General features: G+C 63.4%; 15 protein-coding genes. 11 read left to right on the top strand and 4 right to left on the bottom strand.

Going from position 1 to position 14,409, the window contains the following annotated elements; all coding sequences use genetic code 11:
• Positions 1–44 precede the first annotated feature (44 nt).
• The 7 genes from ABIB73_RS04590 to ABIB73_RS04560 all read left to right on the top strand — a co-directional run bounded on the left by ABIB73_RS04590 (position 45) and on the right by ABIB73_RS04560 (position 6,458).
• Complete coding sequence (locus tag ABIB73_RS04590; protein WP_354221846.1) at positions 45–1,004, top strand: amidohydrolase family protein; 960 nt, start codon at positions 45–47, stop codon at positions 1,002–1,004.
• On the top strand, positions 1,004–1,888 hold the full coding sequence (locus ABIB73_RS04585) for an amidohydrolase family protein (protein ID WP_354221844.1): 885 nt from the start codon (positions 1,004–1,006) through the stop codon (positions 1,886–1,888). The genes ABIB73_RS04590 and ABIB73_RS04585 overlap by 1 nt, the downstream gene beginning before the upstream one ends.
• Positions 1,885–3,186 (top strand): C4-dicarboxylate transporter DctA, encoded by a 1,302-nt coding sequence (dctA, locus tag ABIB73_RS04580; RefSeq protein ID WP_354221842.1) that lies wholly within the window; start codon positions 1,885–1,887, stop codon positions 3,184–3,186. The genes ABIB73_RS04585 and dctA overlap by 4 nt, the downstream gene beginning before the upstream one ends.
• A 67-nt stretch (positions 3,187–3,253) precedes the next feature.
• The gene (locus tag ABIB73_RS04575) at positions 3,254–3,967 is read left to right on the top strand and encodes a PIG-L deacetylase family protein (RefSeq protein ID WP_354221840.1); all 714 of its coding nucleotides are present in this window, start codon (positions 3,254–3,256) and stop codon (positions 3,965–3,967) included.
• Complete coding sequence (locus ABIB73_RS04570; RefSeq protein ID WP_354221838.1) at positions 3,964–4,647, top strand: 4-carboxy-4-hydroxy-2-oxoadipate aldolase/oxaloacetate decarboxylase; 684 nt, start codon at positions 3,964–3,966, stop codon at positions 4,645–4,647. Before ABIB73_RS04575 ends, ABIB73_RS04570 begins: the two co-directional genes overlap by 4 nt.
• 27 nt (positions 4,648–4,674) lie before the next feature.
• Positions 4,675–5,544, top strand: coding sequence for a substrate-binding domain-containing protein (locus ABIB73_RS04565; RefSeq protein WP_354221836.1), 870 nt, complete (start codon positions 4,675–4,677; stop codon positions 5,542–5,544).
• Positions 5,541–6,458: a DUF1932 domain-containing protein gene (locus ABIB73_RS04560; protein ID WP_354222561.1), complete on the top strand. Its 918-nt coding sequence runs from the start codon at positions 5,541–5,543 to the stop codon at positions 6,456–6,458. The genes ABIB73_RS04565 and ABIB73_RS04560 overlap by 4 nt, the downstream gene beginning before the upstream one ends.
• A gap of 14 nt (positions 6,459–6,472) precedes the next feature.
• On the opposite strand, the gene ABIB73_RS04555 is transcribed toward ABIB73_RS04560, so the two are convergent.
• The 3 genes from ABIB73_RS04555 to ABIB73_RS04545 all read right to left on the bottom strand — a co-directional run bounded on the left by ABIB73_RS04555 (position 6,473) and on the right by ABIB73_RS04545 (position 9,439).
• Positions 6,473–6,790: a hypothetical protein gene (locus tag ABIB73_RS04555; RefSeq protein WP_354221834.1), complete on the bottom strand. Its 318-nt coding sequence runs from the start codon at positions 6,788–6,790 to the stop codon at positions 6,473–6,475.
• Between the two features lie 157 nt (positions 6,791–6,947).
• Entirely contained in the window at positions 6,948–8,153 is a 1,206-nt protein-coding gene (locus ABIB73_RS04550) for an amidohydrolase family protein (protein WP_354221832.1), read from the bottom strand.
• 44 nt (positions 8,154–8,197) lie between these two features.
• The gene (locus ABIB73_RS04545) at positions 8,198–9,439 is read right to left on the bottom strand and encodes an amidohydrolase family protein (RefSeq protein ID WP_354221830.1); all 1,242 of its coding nucleotides are present in this window, start codon (positions 9,437–9,439) and stop codon (positions 8,198–8,200) included.
• A gap of 144 nt (positions 9,440–9,583) precedes the next feature.
• Between ABIB73_RS04545 and ABIB73_RS04540 the strand changes: the two genes are divergently transcribed.
• The 3 genes from ABIB73_RS04540 to ABIB73_RS04530 all read left to right on the top strand — a co-directional run bounded on the left by ABIB73_RS04540 (position 9,584) and on the right by ABIB73_RS04530 (position 12,592).
• Positions 9,584–10,003: a nuclear transport factor 2-like protein gene (locus ABIB73_RS04540; protein WP_354221828.1), complete on the top strand. Its 420-nt coding sequence runs from the start codon at positions 9,584–9,586 to the stop codon at positions 10,001–10,003.
• A 91-nt stretch (positions 10,004–10,094) separates the two neighbouring features.
• Positions 10,095–11,540, top strand: coding sequence for an amidohydrolase family protein (locus ABIB73_RS04535; RefSeq protein WP_354221826.1), 1,446 nt, complete (start codon positions 10,095–10,097; stop codon positions 11,538–11,540).
• A gap of 146 nt (positions 11,541–11,686) precedes the next feature.
• Positions 11,687–12,592, top strand: coding sequence for an amino acid ABC transporter substrate-binding protein (locus ABIB73_RS04530; protein ID WP_354221824.1), 906 nt, complete (start codon positions 11,687–11,689; stop codon positions 12,590–12,592).
• A gap of 10 nt (positions 12,593–12,602) precedes the next feature.
• On the opposite strand, the gene ABIB73_RS04525 is transcribed toward ABIB73_RS04530, so the two are convergent.
• The gene (locus ABIB73_RS04525) at positions 12,603–13,829 is read right to left on the bottom strand and encodes an MFS transporter (RefSeq protein ID WP_354221822.1); all 1,227 of its coding nucleotides are present in this window, start codon (positions 13,827–13,829) and stop codon (positions 12,603–12,605) included.
• A gap of 92 nt (positions 13,830–13,921) precedes the next feature.
• Here ABIB73_RS04525 and ABIB73_RS04520 point away from each other — a divergent pair, with 92 nt between their 5' ends.
• A complete protein-coding gene (locus ABIB73_RS04520) occupies positions 13,922–14,407 on the top strand; it encodes a MarR family winged helix-turn-helix transcriptional regulator (protein ID WP_354222560.1) in 486 nt (161 codons plus the stop codon).
• Positions 14,408–14,409 lie beyond the last annotated feature (2 nt).

The raw sequence follows: 14,409 nt of genomic DNA, 5'->3' as shown, positions 1-14,409 counted from the left end.
GCGTTTCCGCTCGCAAGCGGACCATGTGACTGGGTGTTGAGGAAATGAACAGGCGGGAGTGCTTGCATCTCTTGAGCGGATTGGCCGGCGCGGCGCTCGCGAGCGACGCGCGCGCGCAGGGAGCCGAGCCGAAGGCTATGCCGACGATCGAGCCGCCGGATCCGAATCCCAATACGCCGTCCTTCAAGCTGCCGCCGAAATCCTGCGACAGCCATACCCACATCTTCGGCCCGGTGTCCCGCTATCCATTTTCGGAAAAGCGACCTTACAACACGGCTGATGCGCCGCTGGAGACATTCCGCAGCGTGCACGAGAGGATCGGCGTCGAGCGCTGCGTGATCGTGAACGCAACCGTGCACGGCACCGATAATCGTGTTGTCACCGACGCCATCGCGCAGAGCGAGGGCGCCTATAAGGGCATCGCCAACGTCAACGACGAGATGTCCGACAAAGAGCTTGCCGTGCTCGACAAGGGCGGAATCTGCGGTTGCCGGTTTGCTTTCCTGAAGCGCCTGGGCGGCGTCGGGGACATGGGCAAGTTCCAGCGTATCGTGCACCGCATCGCCGAGCTCGGCTGGCATGTCGACGTTTATTTCGAGCCGGGCACGATCGCCGAATTCGCGCCGATCCTGACCGCATTGCCGACGCCCTATGTGATCGACCACATGGGCACGGTGCAGGCTGGGAAGGGGCTCGATGATCCCGGATTTACCGCGCTGCTCGATCTCCAGAAAAGAGACGAAAAATGCTGGGCGAAGATCACCGGCCTCGAACGTGCGTCGGCGGCGGGCAAGCCGTTCCACGACGCGGTGCCGTTTGCAAAGGCGCTGATCGACAACGCGCCTGACCGTGTCATCTGGGGTACCGATTGGCCGCACCCCAACGTCAAGATCATGCCGAATGACGGCGAGATCGTAGACCTGATCCCCCTTTATGCGGCAGATCGCGCGGTCCGGCAAAAGCTGCTGGTCGACAATCCCGCGCGCCTGTTCAAGTTCACCTGATGACGATGATGTACACGCCGACCATCCCGCCGCCCGATCCGAACACGCGCGCACCCAAATTCAAGCTGCCAAAGCTGTCTTGCGACGCGCATTGCCACATCTTCGGGCCCGGCGCGAAATATCCGTATGCGCCGGACCGCTCCTATACACCGCCCGATGCGCCGCTCGAGGATTTCAGGGTGCTTCATGCCAAGCTCGGGGTGGAGCGCGCGGTCATCGTCAATGCCAGCGTGCACGGCACGGACAATACGGTCGCGCTCGACGCCATCGCGCAGAGCGATGGCGCTTACCGTGCCGTCGCCAATATCGACGACACCATCACCGAGCGCGGGCTTCGCGTGCTGCATGAGGGCGGGTTCCGCGGCTGCCGCTTCAATTTCGTCCGGCACCTTGGCGGCGTCCCTGACAAGAGCGTGTTCAACCGTGTCATTGCGATGGTCGCGCCGCTTGGCTGGCACATCGATCTGCATTTCGACGCGATCGACCTGCCCGAGTATGCCGACATGCTGGCAAGGCTGCCGCTGAGCTACACGATCGACCATATGGGACGGGTGAAGGCGTCCGAGGGGCTCGACCAATTGCCGTTCAAGATTTTGATTGATCTGATGCAGCGCGATGAGAGGTGCTGGGTCAAGATCTGCGGCTCCGAGCGCGTGTCTTCGGCCGGCCCGCCCTTTACGGATGCAGTGCCATTCGCGCGAAAAATCGTCGAGACGGCGATCGATCGCGTCATCTGGGGCACGGACTGGCCGCATCCCAACGTCAAGGCGATGCCGAATGACGGCGATCTGGTCGATCTGATCCCGCTGTTCGCGCCGGAGCCGGAGTTCCAGCAGAGGATTCTCGTCAGCAATCCGGCGCGTCTGTTTGGGTTCGACACATGACGGCGCTGGCGATCGACAAGCCGCGCGGCCGCGCCTGGTGGAAGGAGCTTTGGATCCAGGTGCTCATCGCGATGGCGGCAGGAGTAGCACTTGGGATCGTCAATCCCGAGGCAGGCGCGAAGATGCAGCCGCTCGGCGACGCCTTCATCAAGGCGATCCGGATGCTGATCGCGCCGATCATCTTCTGCACCGTTGTTCACGGCATCGCACATATGGCCGACATGGCGCGTGTCGGGCGTGTCGCCGTCAAGGCGATCGTCTATTTCGAGGTCATGACCACGATCGCGCTGGTGATCGGCCTCATCGCGGTCAATCTGCTCAGGCCGGGCGCCGGCATGAACATTGATCCCGCAACCATCAACGCCAGCGCGGTCGAGCCTTATGTCAAGCAGACCGCCGTCATCGGCTTCGTACCGTTCCTGATGAACATCGTGCCCGCGACTTTCATCGGCGCCTTTGCCGAAGGCAACATCCTCCAGGTGCTGTTCATCTCCGTGCTGTGCGGCTTTGCGCTGGTGCAGCTCGGCGAGCGTGCCGCGCCGCTGGTCAATTTGATCGACATCGCCGCAAAAATGGTGTTCGCCGTCGTCGGCTTCGTGATGTGGGCGGCGCCGATTGGCGCGTTCGGCGCCATCGCGTTCACGGTCGGAAAGTTCGGTGTCGGCTCGCTGGCCTCGCTTGGCAAGTTGTTGGGCGGATTCTATCTGACCTGCATAATCTTCATCATCGTGGCGCTCGGTCCGGTGGCGCGGCTCTGCGGCTTCAGTCTGCTCAAGCTGATCCGCTACATCTGGGAAGAGCTGTTGATCTGCATCGCGACGACATCGTCGGAGACGGTGCTGCCGCGGATGCTGACCAAGCTGGAGAAGGCTGGCTGCGAGCGCAGTGTGGTCGGGCTGGTGATCCCGACCGGCTACTCCTTCAATCTCGATGGCACCTGCCTTTACCTTGCCGCCGCCTCGGTGTTCCTGGCGCAGGCCACCAACACACCGTTGGGGCTTGCCGAGCAGATCGAGCTGCTGCTGATCCTGCTCGTGACCTCCAAGGGCGCGGCGGGGATCGCGGGCGCCGCCTTCGTCGTGCTGGCGGCCACGCTGTCGGCGACGGGCACCATTCCGGTGACGAGTGTCGCGTTGGTGCTCGGCATTCACCGTTTGATGTCGCAGGGGTTGACGCCGACCAATTTGATCGGGAACGCGGTTGCGACCATTGCGATTGCCAAATGGGAAGGCGCGCTCGATAGCGAGCGCCTGAAGCGCGTGCTCGACGGCGGGGAACCCGCGGCTATCGCTGCCTGATGAATTGGCTTCCTGCATGACGCAGGCTGCCTATGATGCTTACGAACGAAAGAGGGGAGTTTATCCCATGAGGACAGGTCTCGTGATCACCGCCCATCCCGGCGATTTCGTCTGGCGCGCCGGTGGCGCCATCGCGCTGCATGCGAAGAAGGGCTATCGCATGAAGATCGTCTGCATGTCCTTTGGCGAGCGCGGCGAAAGCCAGTTTGCCTGGAAGGAAAAGGGCGCGACGCTGGAATCGGTCAAGGCCGGCCGCAAGGACGAGGCGGAGCGGGCGGCCAAGCTGCTTGGCGCCGAGATCGAGTTCTTCGATTGCGGCGACTATCCGCTGAAGCTTAACGAAGCGCATTTCGACCGCATGGTCGACATCTACCGCGAGCTCAATCCGAGCTTTGTGCTGACGCACGCGCTGGAAGACCCCTATAATTTCGACCATCCGAACGCGGCGCATTTCGCCCAGGAGACCCGCGTGGTTGCGCAGGCGATGGGCCACAAGCCCGGCGCGCAATACAAATATTCGGCGCCGCCGGTGTTCCTGTTTGAGCCGCACCAGCCCGAGCAGTGCAATTACAAGCCGGACCTGCTCCTCAAGATCGACGAGGTCTGGAAGGAGAAGTACGAGGCCTTCCAGATCCTCGCCGCGCAAAAGCATCTCTGGGGCTATTACGAGCGCGTTGCGCTCAACCGCGGCATCCAGGGCAGCCGCAACACCGGCGTGCCCATGACGTATGGCGAGGCTTATCAGCGCCTATTCCCGACGGTTGCGGAGGAGCTGGCATGAAATCGGTCGTCGTTCGCAACATCAAGCGCGCCGATCCCGCGGGAATGGCGGAGTACGGCGTCTCGACCGTACACGAGGCCTACGGCCGGATCGGCCTGATGAAGCCGTATCTGCGGCCGGTCTGGCCGGGCACGGCGATCGCGGGTCCCGCGGTGACCGTGCTGGCGCAGCCCGGCGACAACTGGATGATCCATGTCGCCGTCGAGCAGTGCAAAAAGGGCGACATCCTCGTCGTCGGCTGCACCACCGATAATACCGACGGCATGTTTGGCGAGCTGCTTGCGACCTCGCTTCAAGCCCGCGGTGTACAGGGGCTGATCATCGATGCCGGCTGCCGCGACGTCAAAGCGCTGCACGAGATGAAGTTTCCGGTGTGGTCGCGCGCGGTCTCGGCCAAGGGCACGGTCAAGGCGACGCTCGGCTCGGTCAATATTCCCGTGGTCTGCGCCGGCGTGAATGTCGATCCCGGTGACATCATCGTGGCCGATGACGACGGCGTCGTGGTGGTGCCGAAGCGATATGCGGCCGAGGTCGCCGAGAAGGCGAAGAAGCGCAATGCCGACGAGGGCGGCAAGCGCAAGCGGCTCAGCTCGGGCGAGCTCGGGCTCGACATGTACAGCATGCGCGAGGCGCTGGCGAAAGCCGGGCTCGTCTATGTCGACGATCCCGAGGACGTCTGAGCGAAAGAAGAGAAGCGGAGCGGGTGGATGGATCGTCTCAAGCTTAAGGCCGTGATCGGCAGTCACCCCCATGTCCAGGCGGTGAAGAGCGGCGAGGTCCGCTCCGACCGCTTCGATATCGAGTTCATCGAGTACACGCCGACCAACACGGCATTCAAGCCGATGGTGCGCGAACAGGCGTTCGATGTCTGCGAGATGGCGATCGTCACCTATCTGATGGCGAAGGCGCATGGCAAGCCGCTGGTACTGCTGCCGGCGACCATGCTCGGCCGCTTCCAGCATTCCTATGCCCTCTACAATCCGGAACGAGGAACGCTTGGGCCTTCCGATCTTGAAGGCAAGCGCGTCGGCATCCGTTCGTTCACGACGACGACCGGCGCCTGGATCAGGGGCATCCTCGCCAACGACTACGGCGTCTATCTCGACAACATCCGCTGGGTGACGTTCGAGGACCCGCACATCGCCGAATATGTCGACACCACCGAGCGCGCGCCGAAGAACAAGAAGGTCCTACAGATGCTGATCGACGGCGAGCTCGACGCGGTCCTGGGTGAGACGTCGAATGATCCCAAGCTGAAATCGCTATTCCCTGATCCGGCTGCGGAAGCTGCCAAGTGGTATGCGCGCCGCGGCGTCGTGCCCGTCAATCATCTCGTGGTCGTGACTGAAAAGCTCGCGAAATCGCGTCCGGACGTAGTTGCGGGCGTCTATGATCTTCTCAAGCGCGACAAGATGCAGGTGGGGCCAGCGGCGTCACCTGATCTTGTACCATTTGGAATCGAAGCGAACAGGAAACCGTTGGAGCTGATCGTCGACTACGCATTCCAGCAGGCGCTGATCCCGCGCCGCTATGCGGTCGAGGAACTCTTCGACGAGACGACACGAGGGCTGAACTGATGTCGGACCCGAAACGATGGCAGATTGGGCTGGTCGGCTATGGCGAGGTCGGCAGGATTTTGGCCGAGGATCTGCGACAGCAGGACATCAAGGTCGCGGCCTTCGACATCAAGCTCGGGGGCGAGCAGGGCGCTTCGCTGAAAGAGCATGCGGCGAAGTTCGGCGTGGCGCTGGCAGCCTCTCATGCCGAGCTGACGGCGAAGTCTGACTTCATCGTCTCCGCTGTCACCGCCAGTCAGGCGGTGCCGGTGGCAAAAGCCTGCGCGGGTGCGATCAACCAGGGCACCTGGTTCCTTGATTTCAATTCGGCCTCGCCCGGCGCCAAGCAACGCGCCGCCGCGCTGATCGACGAAGCGGGCGGGCGTTATGTCGAGGGCGCGGTGATGACGTCGGTGCCGCCGTATCGCATCAAGGTGCCGCTGCTGCTCGGTGGTCCCGGCGCGAGGGAGCTCGAGCCGCTTCTGAACGCGATTGGCTTCGCGGCCAAGGTCGCGAGCGACAAGCTCGGTGTGTCCTCCGCGGTGAAGATGTGCCGAAGCATCATGATCAAGGGCCTGGAGGCCATGGTCATCGAAAGCTTCACCACCGCGCGCGCTTACGGTGTCGAGGATGCGGTGCTGGCCTCGCTCGCAGAAACGTTTCCTGCGATCAACTGGGAGAAGCAGGGCGCCTATTTCTTCCAGCGCGTGATCGAGCACGGCCACCGCCGTGCCGAGGAGGTGCGCGAGGTCGCCGAGACCGTGCGCGAGGCGGGGCTGACGCCATGGTCCGCGCAGGGCACCGCCGAGCGCCAAGCCTGGGTGGCCGATCTCGCTGATGAGGGCCTGTTCGGCACCAAGGGAACCAAGGAATTTGCCCGCAGTGCCGATTGGCGCATCGAGGCTGACCGGATTCTGGCGAGGATCAAGCGCTGATTTCGAGCGCGCGCTTAGCTCAAGACCCTGCTGCCGTCGCGATAGCCCGAAATTTCGTCGCGCGCGAGCTCGATCAAGCCGATCAGGCCTTTGGCTTCGCGGACGACTTCCGTGGTGCGCTCGGCGCGGAACTCGGTGAGGATCGTGCGAATGCACTTGTCGGCGGTATCGAGCGTCCACAGCGCGCGCGCCATATCGTCTTGCGTCTGGATTGCCGGGATGTCGAGGCCTGACAGCACTTCGCCGATGCCGCTCAGCCGCTTGAGGGCCGTCTCAGCGGGCGTCTTGGCCCGAATGGAATGATAATCGATGCTGCTGAATGCGCTGAACATATCCATACTTCCCCATCGAACGCAGATGGTCAGTGCGCCTCGTAGTATGCGATCCGCGTGGCCCGTCGTGCAATGCGCGCAGCTACGGTCCGGGATTCTACCGGACTCAGGAGGTGGGCATGGTCAGCGGTATAATCGAACGGAAAAGGTCCGATAATTATCCGCGTTTCCCGACAATCTTACCGTCGGATGCGACGAGCTTGCCCTCCTTGTACACGGAGCGCCCTTGCGGCACCCCGACAACAGCCTCGGGAACATGTTCCGCATTCAGCGTCACGAAATCGGCCTTGGCGCCGACGCGCAGACCATAGCCCTCGAGCTGAAGTGCCTTTGCGCCGGCTTCGGTGACGACATCGAACGCGACACGCAGTTCCTCGTCGATATTGAAGCCCGAGCGATAGCCGAGTGTCGTTGCCCGACGCAGCATGTCGCCGTCGCCATAGGGCCACCAGGAGTCGCGAATGTTGTCGTTGCCGCTGAAGACGATCACCCCAGCATTGCGCAGGGCAAGGATCGGCGGAAAGGGCCGCGCGCCCGGCGCATTTGTCATGATCGCGACGCCGGAACGGGCGAGAATGTCGGCGATCCTGTTGAGATGATCTGCGGAGATATCGCCGAGCCCGTAGGCATGGCTGATGGCGACATGGCCCTCCATGCCGAGCGCGCGCGTGCGCGCAGCGATCTGCTCGATCTCGAACGCGCCCAGCGTGCCCATGTCGTGCAGATGAATGTCGACGTCGACGCCGTGCTTGCTGGCCACCCCGAACACGACATCGAGATGCTTCTCCACGTCACGGTCGAAGCTCGCCGGATCGAGCCCGCCGACGAGATTGGCGCCGAGGCCGATGGCCTCGTCGAGCAATCGCGGCGTGCCTGGACTCGCCAGAATGCCGCTCTGGGGAAAGGCGACGAGCTGGATGTCGATCAGGCCGCTGTAGCCCTCCCGCACGCGGAGGATTGTCTCGAGTGATTTCAACCCGACCGAGCCGTCAACCATGACATGGCTGCGCATCTGCGTGGTGCCGTGCCCGATACAAAGGTCGAGCTGATTGCGGGCACGCACATCCATCGGCGCGGCCTCGGCCATGTTCTGGGCCTGGAAGGCGACGCGCTCATGCACGTCGAAGCCGTTGGTGCACGGCTTGTGAGGGCGCCAGGCGTCGCCATAGAAGCTGGTATCGAGATGGATATGGCCCTCGACGAAACCGGGGACGACTAGGGCATTGTCGAGATCGATCGTCTCGGCGCCGGCCGGCGGCGCGTCGACAGGGGCAATCGCGGCGATACGGCCGTCCTTGACCGCGATGTGATGTCGCGCCCCGCCGTCGAAGCGTGTGTTGAGGAATATCTTGTCGAAGGCCATCCGGTTGCTCCGTAGGTCGATTGCGAAGATCGAGCGACAGCCGTTCAGCTCCGGGGGCTGAACAAGGTCGGCCGCTGCCGCTCAAAGGTCTGCCGGCCGCTCTTGAAACCCATCACGATATCCGGCAGCTCGGCGATGGCGAAGCGACTGTCCTGGGTGTCAAGCACGACGAGATCTGCGGGGTTGCCGAGCTTGATGCCGTAGTCATTGAGGTTCATTAGCCGCGCCGGCAGCTCGGTGACGAGATCGAGGCAGGTGTCGAAGTCGCTGACCGAGGCGTGGGCGACATTGGCGTAGAAGTTCGCCATCCGCAGCAGCGAGGCATCGCCGAACGGCGTGAAGGGATTGAGCACGTTGTTGGTGGCGACCGAGCACACAATGCCGTCGCCCGCGAGCTTGTGCGCGAGCGTCAGTCCGCGCGGCGTGTTGTGGGTGGCTTCGCGCCCCATCAGATAGAGATCGGTCGCGGGCAGCACGGTGACGGCGACGCCGGCCTTCGCCAGTTGCGCGGCGGCCGCCTTCAGCCGCTCCGGCGGCAAGGCCGAGAGCTTTGTGGCGTGGCCGATTGCGACGCGCCCCTGATAGTGGCGCTGCTCGGTCTGCCGGCAGACCTCGTCGAGATGCCACCAGGAGGGATCGAGATCGAAGTCGAGATGGAGATCTACGTCGACGTCGAATTCTTGCGCGAGATCGAAGATGCGATCGAGATGCGCGTTCGGGTCGGTGTCCGTATAGGGACAGCCACCGATCGCTTCGCCGCCGGCGCGCAGCGTCTGGACGAGCAGCTCGTCGCTGCCGGGATCGTTGGTCAGGCCTTCCTGCGGAAAGACGCAGAGCGAGAGGTCGATCGCCCAGGCGTAGTCGCGCTTCAGCGCCTTGACCGCTTCGAAGCTGCGCAAGCCGATGCGCGGATCGATCTCGACATGGGTCCGCATACGCGTGGTGCCGTGCACGATGGCGCGCTCGAGCACCTTGGCGCCGCGCGCATAGACGTCGTCGACGCTGAAGTCGCGTTTCATCGCCGATACGGCGCGGATGGCATCGCCGAGACTGCCGTGATTGTGCTCGCAGCGGTCGAGCAGGCAGGCCTTGTCGAGATGGATGTGGGTTTCGACGAAGCCGGGCAGGGCCAGCCGTCCCCCGACATCGATCTCGACCGCCTCGCAGGCAAGCCTGGGCTCAATCGCAACGATTCGGCCGCCTTTCACGCCGATATCGACGGGGGTAGCGGATGATCGCAACAGGGCGTTGCGGAAGATCAGGTCGAAGGCGGTCTGGGCGGTCATGGCTCGATTCAGGTGTGATAGCCTAGCGGTAGCTGCGGACGTCGGCAGCTGCGGATTGTGTTCAGTTATGACACCAATTATTCAAAAGATGTGCATGCAATTTGGGGCGCAGATTGTAGGATTTCGCAGCCCCGGAGAACCGCCATGTCCGCCCCCGCGAATGCCGAAGCTCGTCCGATGACCGACGCCGAGATCGTGGAGGCCTATCTCACGGCCTCGATGGTACCCGATCCCGATGCCGCGGCGGCCTACATGAAGCCCGGCACCGTGATCACATTTACCGGCGGGCGCGAGTTCGACCATCCGCGCGGGCCGACCGGCTTCAACGCCAAGCGCTATCGCTGGGTCAAGAAGAGGATGGATCGCTTCGACGTCTGTCCGGGTGCGGACGAAACCGTCGTCTACAGCGTCGGCACGCTCTACGGCGAGTGGATGGACGGCACGCCGTTCGAGGGCAACCGCTATGTCGACCGCTTCGTCGTGAACGGCGGCCAGATCGTGAAGATGGACGTCTGGAACGACAGCGCCGAGCGTATCCTTGTGCAGCGGGGCATTGACGCGTAAGAGCGATCTTGTCGCGCAAATTCCTGCCGCCGTGCGCTGAGCGGGAGCTGCTATATTCTGCCAACTGATTCTGGAATGGCAGCGAGTTATCATGGCAACCGAGATCCGTGCAACCAGCCTGTTCTGTGGTCCTGACCGCACCATCCGTGACAATGCCGTGCTGCGCCATGACAACGGTGTCATCACTGAGATCATGGAAGGAGCGGGACCGATCGTCGAGCCGCGCTCCTTCGTCGTTCCGGCCTTCGCCAATGCCCATGATCATGCGCGGCCGCCGACCACGTCGTTCGGCGCGGTTGGCATGCCCCTAGAGAGCTGGATCCTGCGCTCCGCGCTCGGCACGCCGGTCGATCCCTATCTGACGGCGGCGTCGGCCTTTGCGCGCGCGGCGAGGGCAGGCTGCGCCACCATGATGGTGCACTATACCCGTCCGAGCGGCGCCATGCCGCTGGTCGATGAAGCCAAGGCGGTCGCGCGGGCGGCATCGGATGTGGGCATGCGCATCGCCTTTGCGATCGCGGTGCGCGACCAGAACCCGATCGTGTATGGTGATGCCGAGCCACTTCTTTCCGGGCTCGCCAGCGATGATCGCAAGACCATCGAGGAGCTGTTCGTCCGCCCCCCGATGTCGCCCAGGGCCTATATCGAGCTGGTTGATGCAATCGCCGCGGCCATTGCGAGCCCGATGGTTGACGTGCAGCTGGGTCCTGCCGCCGTGCAATGGTGTTCGAAGCCGTTGCTGGAAGCTGTTGCGGAAAACTCGGCGCGGACCGGCCGCCGCATCCACATGCATCTCTTGGAAACCGGGTATCAGCGGGTCTGGGCCGACCGGAATTTTCCGGGCATGGTCGGCTATCTCCGCGACATTGGCTTTCTCTCGGAGCGCCTGACGCTCGCGCACTGCGCCCACGCTCGTCCGGACGAGCTGGACATGATCGCGGCCTCGGGCGCGCGCATCGTCACCAATTTCAGCTCGAACATGCATCTGCGCTCGGGGCTCGCCCCGATCGCAGCCGCGCACAAATGTGGGTGCGCCATCGCCGTCGGCGTCGACGGGCTGGCGCTCGACGAGGACGACGACATTTTGCGCGAGATGCGACTGGTGCAGATGGTCCATGGCGGGGTGGGGTTCAAGCCGACCTGGACGCCGGCCGAACTGTTCGCGCTCGCCGTCCGCAACGGCAGGCGCGCCACCGGTGCTCCCGGGACCGGAGAACTCGCGCCGAAAAATCCCGCGGATTTCGTGGTGCTTGATCTCGACCGGCTCGATCGCGATCAGGTCCTGCCGGTCGATCTCATGACGTTGCTGTTCGCGCGGGGCAATGCGTCCCTGGTGAAGGATGTGGTGGTGGCCGGCAAGACGGTCGTCAGGGACGGGGTCTGCGCCGGCGTCGATCTTCCGGCGATCGAGCGCGAGCTGCGGACCATGTACCGTTACCGGGCCAATCTCGGTCAGTTCGCAAACCTCCAGCGGATGTGGCAGCCGTTGTCGGAACAGCTGGCAAGTTGGTTCGAGACGCAGCTCTGCTGCGAGTAGGGCGCCCGACATTTCCTTGGCCGGAATGTATATAAAAGCGCGATAGCTGGTGGATGCAGCCTCGTCTGGCGGCTGCCGGATGTGTAAGCTATCACCTTCGCGACCGCGTCTCGACAGAAGTCGATGACCCCCTTGAGGAGCAGCCGATGCGTCTTCCCACCGTTCTCCTGGCCGTCTGTCTCGCGGGCGTAGCCTCGGCCGAAGACCTGTCGGGCACGCTCCAGAAGGTCAAGGAGACGAAGAAGATCACGCTCGGCTATCAGGAGGCGTCCGTTCCCTTCAGCTATCTGGACGGAAACCAGAAGCCGGTCGGCTTTGCCATGGATATCTGCCTCAAGATCGTCGACGCCGTGAAGAAGCAGCTCGGCATGCCCGACATCGCGGTCGACTATATCGCGGTGACATCGTCGAACCGCATCCCCCTGATGGTCAACGGCACGCTCGACCTGCATTGCTCGGCGACCACCAACAACGCCGACCGCCAGAAGCAAGTCGCCTTCACCAACACACACTTCCTCAGCGCGACGCGCTTTGCGGCCAAGAAGGCCGCAAAGATCAACACCATCGACGATCTCAAGGGCAAGGCGGTCACGGCTGTGGCGGGATCGGTCAACCTGACGCAGCTCGCCAAGGTCAACACCGAGCGCAATCTCGGCATCAATGTGATGCCGGCCAAGGACCAGGCCGAGGCCTTCCTGCTGCTCGAGACCGACCGCGCCCAGGCCTATGCGCTCGACGATGTGCAGCTCGCGGTCGCGATCGCGCGCTCGAAGGAGCCGGCCCTGTTCATGATCAGCGAGGAGACGTTTTCGAAGGCCGAGCCCTTCGGGATCATGTTGCGGCGGGAGGATGCGCCGTTCAAGGCGCTGGCCGATCGCGCCACGGCAGAGCTTTACGCGAGCCCGGAGATCGAAGTGCTCTACAAGAGGTGGCTGGAATCGCCGACGCCGCCGAACGGCCTCAACTACAATGTCCCGATCTCGCCCGCCTTGCGCAACGCCTTCAAGAAGCCGAGCTCGAGCTTCGATCCGGACGTGTATGTCGTGAATTGAGGCGAGAGCGCTAGCGCGCCCGCGGCGTGTCGAGCAACTGGCCCGCCAGGGCCGCGCCGATCGCCGCCATCGCCGCCATGGCGAGAGCCCAGACCACGAACAGCCGATGACCGATCAGCGCGCCACTGATGAGCGGGGCGCTGATATTCGCGCCCGACATCAGCGACTGGTTGAGGCCCATGATCATGCCCTGGCGGTTGATCGCGGTACTCCGCGACAGTTCTGCCGTCAGCGTGCTACGGGCAAACATGGTGCCGACGATGATCAAGGTCAGATAAATCGCGAGCAGGCTGATATTGTCGCCGGCCGCGAGTCCGGCAAATCCGAGCCCCATGCAGGCGAACGCCGCCATCACGATGCTGCGATCGGAGGCGATCAGGTTTGCGCGCGTGATCAGGAGGCCCTGGACCACCATGTTGATGAAGCCGGCGTAGGCGAACATCCAGCCGAGCTCGCGCGCGCCGAAGGGATGCCCGTCCCAGGAAAATCGCGCCGACAGGAACAGGCCGATCTGCGACAGGAACATCGAGTTGACGAAGAAGAACACGATCAGCAGTCCCAGCAGCCGCCAAGCGTAGCGCATGTCGAGCAGGCTGCGCGTCAGCGTCGGCTCGGGCACACGATGCTGGTAGAGCGGCTCGGACGCCGGGTGATCCGGCGGGAGCAGCGCGATCGTCGCGAGAATGCTCACCAAAGAGAGCGCAGCTGCAGCCCATACCGGCGCGGTCTGGCCGTAATGAACGAGAAAGCTGGAGAGAGCAGGGCCGAGCAAAAGCCCGGTTCCGATCGCGCCGCTGGTCATGCCGAGCGCCTGCTTGCGTGTCGCCGGTGCGCTGTGCTCGGCAGCATAGGCATGAGCGACCGAGATGTTGCCTGATGTCAGGCCGTCGATGATGCGCGCCAGGAACACCAGCGTCAGATTGCCTGCCATCGCCAGCAGAACAAACCCGATCAGAGTTCCGATCTGGCTGACGACCAGAACCTTTCGCCTGCCATAGCGATCCGAGAGGATGCCGACGACGGGGCCGGCGATGAGCTGGCAGACGGCATAGACCGAGATCAGCGCGCCGATCAGGAACGGCGTGGCGCCGAGCCGCTGCGAATAGAACGGCAGGAGCGGCAGGATGATGCCCATTCCGGTGGCGTCCACGGCCACGACGACGAAGGTCGGGACGAGCGTCAGCGCGCCGTCGCCCGCCATCGCCTCCCGTGCTTCGGTCGTGGAACCCGGCCCCATAATGCGTTGTCCCTGTTCGCTTTTTCGTGATGGATCGGAATATGCCAGACTATATAGTTGCAGGCTAATAGTTTGTGTCCTATCTAAATTGCATGGCTCCCTCGCAGGCTCATATCCACGGCGAAATCGGCCGGCTGATCGCCCGCCTCGCCCGCATCTGGCGCCGCGAGTCGGACCAGGCGCTGTCCGATCATGGCTTGTCCTATGCGACCGCCATTCCGCTCCTGGTGCTCTCGCGCCAGGGCGAGAACGTGCGCCAGGGTGTGCTCGCCGACGAGCTCGGTATCGAAGGTCCTTCGCTCGTGCGGCTGATCGACCTGCTCCAGGCCGAGGGTCTGGTGGAGCGCCGCGAGGATCCGACTGACCGGCGTGCCAAAACGCTACATTTGACGAAAGCGGGCGAAGCCAAGGTCGAGGAGACCAACCGCGTGCTGCGGCGGGTGAGGGCGAGCCTGTTGAAGGATATCGGAGCTGAAGAACTTGCGATAACCTTCGAGACGCTCCAGCGCATCGAGCAGCGGGCCAGCCGCCTGCCTGAAGCCAAGACATTTCCCAAGACTATTTTAGAGGCGAAATAGTC

Origin of the sequence: Bradyrhizobium sp. F1.4.3, from assembly GCF_040548375.1 — a bacterium.
In the GTDB taxonomy this organism is placed as follows: domain Bacteria; phylum Pseudomonadota; class Alphaproteobacteria; order Rhizobiales; family Xanthobacteraceae; genus Bradyrhizobium.
Note: the sequence above shows the minus strand (reverse complement) of the source record. Positions and strands in the feature narration are given on the sequence as shown.

Bases quoted from the DNA above. Each gene is read 5' to 3' on its own strand.
- ABIB73_RS04590 (WP_354221846.1), top strand. From the start codon at position 45: ATGAACAGGCGGGAGTGCTTGCATCTCTTGAGCGGATTGGCCGGCGCG.
- ABIB73_RS04585 (WP_354221844.1), top strand. From the start codon at position 1,004: ATGACGATGATGTACACGCCGACCATCCCGCCGCCCGATCCGAACACG.
- dctA (WP_354221842.1), top strand. From the start codon at position 1,885: ATGACGGCGCTGGCGATCGACAAGCCGCGCGGCCGCGCCTGGTGGAAG.
- ABIB73_RS04575 (WP_354221840.1), top strand. From the start codon at position 3,254: ATGAGGACAGGTCTCGTGATCACCGCCCATCCCGGCGATTTCGTCTGG.
- ABIB73_RS04570 (WP_354221838.1), top strand. From the start codon at position 3,964: ATGAAATCGGTCGTCGTTCGCAACATCAAGCGCGCCGATCCCGCGGGA.
- ABIB73_RS04565 (WP_354221836.1), top strand. From the start codon at position 4,675: ATGGATCGTCTCAAGCTTAAGGCCGTGATCGGCAGTCACCCCCATGTC.
- ABIB73_RS04555 (WP_354221834.1), bottom strand. From the start codon at position 6,790: ATGTTCAGCGCATTCAGCAGCATCGATTATCATTCCATTCGGGCCAAG.
- ABIB73_RS04550 (WP_354221832.1), bottom strand. From the start codon at position 8,153: ATGGCCTTCGACAAGATATTCCTCAACACACGCTTCGACGGCGGGGCG.
- ABIB73_RS04545 (WP_354221830.1), bottom strand. From the start codon at position 9,439: ATGACCGCCCAGACCGCCTTCGACCTGATCTTCCGCAACGCCCTGTTG.
- ABIB73_RS04540 (WP_354221828.1), top strand. From the start codon at position 9,584: ATGTCCGCCCCCGCGAATGCCGAAGCTCGTCCGATGACCGACGCCGAG.
- ABIB73_RS04535 (WP_354221826.1), top strand. From the start codon at position 10,095: ATGGCAACCGAGATCCGTGCAACCAGCCTGTTCTGTGGTCCTGACCGC.
- ABIB73_RS04530 (WP_354221824.1), top strand. From the start codon at position 11,687: ATGCGTCTTCCCACCGTTCTCCTGGCCGTCTGTCTCGCGGGCGTAGCC.
- ABIB73_RS04525 (WP_354221822.1), bottom strand. From the start codon at position 13,829: ATGGGGCCGGGTTCCACGACCGAAGCACGGGAGGCGATGGCGGGCGAC.
- ABIB73_RS04520 (WP_354222560.1), top strand. From the start codon at position 13,922: ATGGCTCCCTCGCAGGCTCATATCCACGGCGAAATCGGCCGGCTGATC.